This is a genomic window from Streptomyces sp. NRRL S-495 (assembly GCF_000966955.1).
Lineage (GTDB): Bacteria > Actinomycetota > Actinomycetes > Streptomycetales > Streptomycetaceae > Kitasatospora > Kitasatospora purpeofusca.
In genome coordinates, this window is sequence record NZ_JZWY01000873.1 from 1 (window position 1) to 681 (window position 681).

Consider the following 681-nt stretch of genomic DNA (forward strand, 5'->3'; position numbering starts at 1 on the left):
GAGGTGCTCCGTGCGCGGTAGTCCGCTGCACCAGCAGCCCGCGACCGACCCGGCCGCGCTGCCCTGGTCGACGCCACTGCCCGGCCCGGTCGGGCCGATGACCACCGGCCGGGTCGCCCCCGGCCCGACAGCGCCCGGCCCGACCGCCCCCGGCCCGGTGGCCCCGGGCCAGGCGGCCGCAGCGCCGACGGACGCCGTTCCCGCCGCCGCAGCCACGCCCACCGCCGTCCCCTCCGCGCTGCCCTCGCTCGACCGGCGCGGCGCCGGCACCCGGCCCGCCGTCGACCCCGCGGTCGCGCGCGAGCTGAAGCGCCAGGTCGCCGCCGAACTGCACCAGCAGATCACCCGGTTGACCTCCGGCTCCGGCACCGAGCCGGACCGGGCCACCCGCCGCCAGCGCGGCCGCGCGCTGATCGAGGAGGCCGTCGCCCGCTGGTCCGACACCTACGCGCAGACCCACGGCATCCCGCCGACCCGGGAACAGGACCGCGCCCTCGCCGAGGCCGTCTTCGACCTGCTGTTCCGGGCCGGCCGGCTCCAGCCCTACCTGGACGACCCGGACATCGAGAACATCCTCGTCAACGGCTGCGACGACGTCTGGGTCTCCCGGGTCCACCAGCCGCTGCGCCAGGTCCCGCCGGTGGCCGACAGCGACGCCGAACTCGTCGAGCTGCTCCAGGA

The 681-nt window shown here is 78.0% G+C and carries 1 pseudogene; it reads left to right on the top strand.

The annotated features are described in order from the left end of the window. Window positions 1-10: 10 nt before the first annotated feature. Window positions 11-681: pseudogene (locus VR45_RS46275) on the top strand (hypothetical protein); the annotation flags it as partial.